Source organism: Streptomyces sp. SID3212 (assembly GCF_009865405.1).
GTDB lineage: Bacteria > Actinomycetota > Actinomycetes > Streptomycetales > Streptomycetaceae > Streptomyces.
This window is the reverse complement of record NZ_WWJY01000645.1, coordinates 25,585-31,612: the sequence shown is the minus strand read 5'-3', so window position 1 is coordinate 31,612 and position 6,028 is coordinate 25,585. Positions and strand designations below refer to the sequence as shown.

The following is a 6,028-nucleotide window of genomic DNA, read 5'->3' as shown; positions in this document are numbered from 1 at the left end:
CCCCGGCCACCCCCGCCCCAGGCTCAGTTCCGCCCCGCCGTAGGTGAGGACGGACAGCCGGTCGACGTTGTCGGCCGTCGTGCCCCACGCCACCGAATGCGCCCCGCAGGAGTTGTTGCCGATCATCCCGCCGAGCGTGCACCGGCTGTGCGTCGAGGGATCCGGGCCGAAGGTCAGCCCGTACGGCCGTACGGCGTTCCGCAGGTCGTCCAGGATCACGCCGGGCTGCACGACCGCCGTGCGCGCCTCCGCGTCCACCGACACGATCGACCGCAGGTGGCGGGTCAGGTCGAGCACCACCCCGACCCCGGTCGCCTGACCCGCGATGGACGTCCCGGCGCCGCGCGGCAGCACCGGTACGCCGTACTCGCGGCACACCGCCAGCGCCGCGGCCACGTCCGCCGCGTCGCGCGGGGCGACCACGCCCACCGGCACCCGGCGGTAGTTGGACGCGTCCATGGTCATCAGGGCCCGGGCCGCCGTCCCGAAGTCCACCTCTCCGCGCACGGCGCCCTCCAGCGCACGCGCCAGCGCGGTCGCGTCCGCACGCGCCCCCAGCGCCGCGTCCGCCCCCGCGTTCATTCCCGCGTTCGTTCCGGATCCCCCGGACCTCTGAGCCTGGTCAGCCATGGTCCCAGCATGCCCCGGCCGCCCCCGCGAACCCGGTACATGAGTGGCACACGTACGGCATATGCCCGACGCACACCCGGTCCGCCCCTGGTTCACTTGTCGGCCACAGCACCTTCAGCTGACGGAAACACATAAGGAATCGAACAAAAATTTCCCAATTCAATCGTCAACTCTCCTATAGTGACCTCCGTTTGTGCGGTGCGCTGGGCCAACTTCACCGACCCGGAGGGCAATCCCCGATGACCGGCACCCCCGATGCCCCCACCGGCGCGGCCAGACCCACCGACAGCGGCACCCTGAAGATCGCCATCGTCGGCGGCTTCGGCGTCGGCAAGACCACCATGGTCCGTTCCATCAGCGAGATCCGTCCCCTGAACGCCGAGGAGACGATGACCCGCACCGTGGAGATCGACGCCCTCGCCGACCTCGACGGGCTCGGCAGGAAGACCGCGACCACGGTCGCGTTCGACTTCGGCCGGATCTCCCTCGACCAGAGCTCGGCGCACGACCAGGGTTCGGTGCTGTACGTGTTCGGCGGCCCCGGCCAGGAACGTTTCTCGTTCCTCTGGGACCGCCTCTTCTCCGGTACGTTCGGCGCGGTCGTCCTCGTCGACACCCGCCGCGTCGCCGACGCCCGTCACACCATCGAGCGATTGCAGGCCGACGGCACGCTCTTCATCGTCGCCTGCAACGACTTCGGCGGCCCGTTCCGTACCGAGGAACAGGTGCGCGAGACCCTCGGCCTGACCTCCGACGTCCCGCTGGTGGAGTGCGACGCGCGGGACCGCTCGTCCAGCAAGTACGTCCTGATCACCCTGATCGAATACCTGGCCGCCCGCGTCTCATCCGACGGACACGGCTGTCCGGCACCGCGCGCGAGGCACTAGGCTCCGGCCCGTGGCCGATATCCAGATTCCTGCTGACATCAAGCCCGCCGACGGCCGTTTCGGCGCAGGCCCCTCCAAGGTGCGGACGGAGGCGGTGGACGCTCTGGCGGCCACCGGAACGTCTCTGCTCGGCACCTCGCACCGCCAGGCTCCGGTGAAGAACCTGGTCGGCGCGGTGCGCGACGGTGTACGGAGCCTCTTCGACCTGCCCGACGGGTACGAGGTGATCCTGGGCAACGGCGGCTCGACCGCCTTCTGGGACGTCGCGACACACGGCCTGATCGAGAACAAGTCGCAGCACCTCTCGTTCGGTGAGTTCTCGTCCAAGTTCGCCAAGGCGTCGAAGCTCGCCCCGTGGCTGGCCGAGCCGACCGTCATCTCCACCGACCCCGGCTCCCACCCCGACCCGAAGGCCGAGGAGGGTGTCGACGCCTACGCCCTCACCCACAACGAGACCTCCACCGGTGTCTCCGCGCCCGTGCGGCGCGTCGCGGGCGCCGACGCCGGGTCGCTGGTGCTGGTCGACGCGACCTCCGGCGCGGGCGGCCTGCCGGTCGACATCACCGAGACCGACGTCTACTACTTCGCCCCGCAGAAGTCCTTCGCCGCCGACGGCGGCCTGTGGATCGGCGTCTTCTCGCCCGCCGCGCTGGAGCGCGCCGCGCGCGTGCACGGCTCGGGCCGGCACGTACCCGAGTTCTTCTCGCTGCCGACCGCGATCGACAACTCGCTGAAGAACCAGACGTACAACACCCCCGCCCTGGCCACGCTCTTCCTGCTGAACGAGCAGCTGACCTGGATCAACACCCAGGGTGGCCTGGACTGGGCGGTGAACCGTACGGCCGCGTCGTCGAGCGCCCTGTACGGATGGGCCGACGCGTCCAAGTACGCGACCCCGTTCGTGGTCGACCCGGCGAAGCGCTCGCAGGTCATCGGCACGATCGACTTCGCGGACGAGATCGACGCGACGGCGGTCTCCAAGGCCCTGCGCGCCAACGGCATCGTGGACACCGAGCCGTACCGCAAGCTGGGCCGCAACCAGCTGCGTGTGGCGATGTTCCCCGCGGTCGACCCGGCGGACGTGGCCGCGCTGACGGTCTGCATCGACTATGTGATCGAGCGGCTCTGACGCTGAACGAGCGGCTCTGACGCCGAATGCGAAGGGCCCCGGTACGCGCTCCACGCGGCCGGGGCCCTTCGCCGCTCACACCGTCCACGCGGCCGGGGCCCTTCGCCGTTCACACCGCCCGCCCGGCCGCCGGTCTCAGCCCTTGCGCCGCAGCCGCTTGACGCCGAAGAACAGCACCGCCGCCCCCACCAGCACCACCGCCCCCACCGTCACCTTGCCCTCCTCGGCGTCCGTGCCGAGGCCCCCCGTCGACCCGCTCCCGCCCCCGCCCGACGCCGTACCACCGCTCCCGGGGGACGAGCCGCCGTCCTTCTCTAGGTCCACCCGCTCCACCCCGCTCTCCTCGCCCTCGGAGCCGAACATCAGCGCGCTGCCGTCCGCCGTGTACGTCACGGACTCGGCCTGCCCCTGGATGGGCGCGCGCACGCGGTGGTCGGCGCCCAGCCGGCCGTTCTTCCAGGCGTACGCGCGCGCGCTGAAGTACGAGCGCAGCACCAGCTCCTTGCCGTCCGGCGAGAACGCGCCGTCCGTCACCCACGGCACGTCCCCGATCCGCCGGAAGACGTTGGTCCCCGTCGCGGTCAGCCGCGCCGGACCCTCGTACAGTCCACCGCCGTCCTCGTTCTTCGAGGCGATGTAGACCCGCCCGGTCTTCGGGTCGACCATCAACGCCTCGGCGTCGCGCGGCCCGTCGGCGTACTTCACCGTGAACTGGGTGGCGCGGACCGTCGCGTCCTTGAGCTGCTTCGGCTCCGGGAAGCGGTAGATCCATACGTGGTCCCAGCTGCCGCCCAGGTTGTCCCCGATGTCACCGACGTACACGTCGCCGTCGGGCCCGATCGAGATGGCCTCCACGTCGCGCGGGTCGCCGACGCCCCGGAGGGTGATCGTCGCGACCGTCTCACCGGTCCGGGAGTCGACCGCGTAGACGTACGGTCCGTCGTCGCTGTCGTTGTGGGTCCAGTAGACGCCGGGGTGGGCGCGGCTCGCCGCCAGACCGCTGGACTCGGTGATGCGCGGGTCCTTGATCGTGAAGCTGCGGTCGGGGGCGTTGTCGGCGGCGGCAGTGGCGGCGCTGGCGTCGGCGGAGGCGTCGGCGGTGGCTCCCGAGGCCTGCGGCGCGGATATGCCGAGCAGGGCGGACACACCGACGAGCAGGGTGGACACACCGAGCAGTACGGTGGAAACACCAGCGAAAACACCGGAAAGACGCAGGCCAGGGTGGCGCGGAAGCGAACGCATGCCCCCAGCCTGCCATCCCGCCCCGATCGGGGATGATGTCCCGATGCGTTTCATGTTCGTCGGCGACTCCATGACCATCGGCCACGCCGGCGACTTCACCTGGCGCTACCGGATGTGGCAGCACCTGAACGCGTCCTTCGGCGGTCCGTACGGGATCGTCGGCCCGCGTACGGAGTTGTACGACCTGTTCGCCGAGGCCCCGGTCTCGCACGCGTACGGCGCCCCGGACTTCCCGGCCGCCGCCCGGCGCCATCTGGCGGGCTGGGGCGAGGGCTGGCAGCACCTCACGCCCTTGATCCGCGACGCCGTGAGCACGCACCGGGCCGATGTCCTGCTGATCTCGCTCGGGCTGATCGATCTCGGCTTCTACACGAACAGCACGCAGACCGCCGAGCGGGTCCGGCTGTTCCTCGCCGAGGCGCGTGCGGCGAATCCGCGGGTCAGGGCCGTGGTGCTGCCGGTCATACCGAACGTGCGCGCCGACACCGACCCGGCCTTCGCCGCCGAGGTCGCCCGCTTCAACGAGCTGCTGGCGAAGGCGGTCGCCGACCTGGACCTGGCCGGCTCACCCCTGCTGCTGGCGTCGCGCCCGCCGTCGTACGACATCCACCGCGACACGTACGACGGCACGCATCCCGCCCCGTCGGGGGAGCACAAACTGGCGGGGGCGTTCGCGGACGCGATGTACGAGGCGTGGGGGCTGGGGGCACCGTACGAGGCGCGGGCCTGACGGCGGCGGGTCCGTGCCGTGGGTCGCGGCGAGTCAGGCGACCCGGACGTCCGGTCCCGAGGCGACAGGCTCCGGCGCCGAAAGATGGGCCCGCGTGGGCAGCAGAAGCGGGGTGGCCAGCAGGAGGACGCCGGACACGGTGATCGCGGCGAGCGGGCCGGTGAGGGTGGCGAGGATCCCCCAGATCACCATCAGGGCGGCATGGAGGAGCTTGCTCGCGGCGCTCCACGTACTGAGGATCTGGGCGGTCCGGTGTACGGGGGTCCGTCGCAGGCGCTCCGTCGCGTAGATCGGGTTGAAGATCCCCATGCAGGTGATCAACAGCCCTTCGACGACGATCACGATGAGGAGCCCCGGGACCCCGGGACGGACGAACGCCAGCCCGAGCGGGAAGACCGAGCGCAGCCAGCCGGAGACGATCATCACCCGGTGCCGGCCGTAGCGGGTCACGAGGCGCACGGAGAGGCGGGCGCCCACGAAGCCGCCGAGCGCGGGGACGCCGAAGGCCAGACCGTACTGCCAGACCGGGAAGTGGTACCGGCCCAGCAGGAGGACGGAAAGGAGGGGGACGGTGGCCATGATGAGGCCGCCGACGAGGATCGAGTTGAGGAACAGGCGTCTCAGCGCGTCGTCGCGGAGGATGAGCCGCCAGCCGTCGAGGAACCGGCCCGCGCGCGGCTCGGTGGAGCGGTCGCGGGGTGTCACGACGTCGCCTCCGCCACGGATGCGGAGGATTCCGAGGGCGGACAGGAGGTAGCTGAGGGCGTCGGCCAGGACCGTGACGACCGGGCCGAGCAGTCCGACGAGCGCACCGCCGAGGGGCGGCCCGGCCGCCGTCGCGACCCAGCTCGTGCCCTCGAATCTCCCGTTCGCCAGGAGGAGGTGGTCCCGGGGGACGAGGTGTTTCAGGTACGCGCCGGACGCGGCGGTGAAGGCGATGTTCGCGGTTCCGGAGACGACCGAGACAACCAGCAGTTGACCGTACGACAACACGCCGAGGACGTACGCGACGGGGACGCTCGCCGTCGCGGCGAACCGGACCAGGTCCATCGCGATCATCACAGGGCGCTTGGCGCGGTGCTCGATCCACGGCCCGAGCGAGAAGGCGGCCACCCCCGCGACGGCGAGCCCGGCCGCCTCCAGGAGCGACACGGCGAACGCCGACGCGTCCAGCACCCGGACCGCGATCAGCGGGAACGCGCCGAAGGCGATCCACGTACCGTACGTACTGACGGCGTAGGCCGCCCACAGCCGGCCGAAGTCGGACCCCAAGCGCTCGCGCATGTGCTTCCCTCTCCCCCGCCCCCGGCCGCGACCGACGTGCGGCTCCCCGCATCACACCGCGCGCACGGCCCTCGGATCAAACAACCGATCCCGGCCCGGCCACAACCATGGGTTGTGCGCACCTAG

The 6,028-nt window shown here is 71.2% G+C and carries 6 protein-coding genes; 3 read left to right on the top strand and 3 right to left on the bottom strand.

All coding sequences use genetic code 11. From position 1 onward, the window contains the following. A partial coding sequence (locus GT042_RS19355) for an FAD-binding oxidoreductase (RefSeq protein ID WP_161309983.1) occupies window positions 1-582 on the bottom strand: 582 nt, incomplete at its 3' end. A gap of 287 nt (window positions 583-869) precedes the next feature. Here GT042_RS19355 and GT042_RS19350 point away from each other — a divergent pair. After that, entirely contained in the window at window positions 870-1,517 is a 648-nt protein-coding gene (locus GT042_RS19350) for an ATP/GTP-binding protein (RefSeq protein ID WP_161309979.1), read from the top strand. 10 nt (window positions 1,518-1,527) lie between these two features. After that, window positions 1,528-2,646, top strand: coding sequence for a phosphoserine transaminase (serC, locus tag GT042_RS19345; RefSeq protein WP_161309978.1), 1,119 nt, complete (start codon window positions 1,528-1,530; stop codon window positions 2,644-2,646). A 135-nt stretch (window positions 2,647-2,781) separates the two neighbouring features. Here the strand turns inward: serC and GT042_RS19340 are convergent, their stop codons facing one another. Further along, window positions 2,782-3,813, bottom strand: a complete 1,032-nt coding sequence (locus tag GT042_RS19340; protein WP_345943836.1) for a WD40 repeat domain-containing protein — start codon at window positions 3,811-3,813, stop codon at window positions 2,782-2,784. Between the two features lie 118 nt (window positions 3,814-3,931). Between GT042_RS19340 and GT042_RS19335 the strand changes: the two genes are divergently transcribed. Next, window positions 3,932-4,618 carry a GDSL-type esterase/lipase family protein gene (locus GT042_RS19335; RefSeq protein WP_161309977.1) on the top strand — a complete coding sequence of 229 codons (687 nt, stop codon included), beginning with the start codon at window positions 3,932-3,934 and terminating at the stop codon, window positions 4,616-4,618. A 33-nt stretch (window positions 4,619-4,651) separates the two neighbouring features. Here GT042_RS19335 and GT042_RS19330 read toward each other — a convergent pair whose 3' ends face one another. Beyond that, complete coding sequence (locus GT042_RS19330; RefSeq protein WP_161309976.1) at window positions 4,652-5,902, bottom strand: MFS transporter; 1,251 nt, start codon at window positions 5,900-5,902, stop codon at window positions 4,652-4,654. Window positions 5,903-6,028 lie beyond the last annotated feature (126 nt).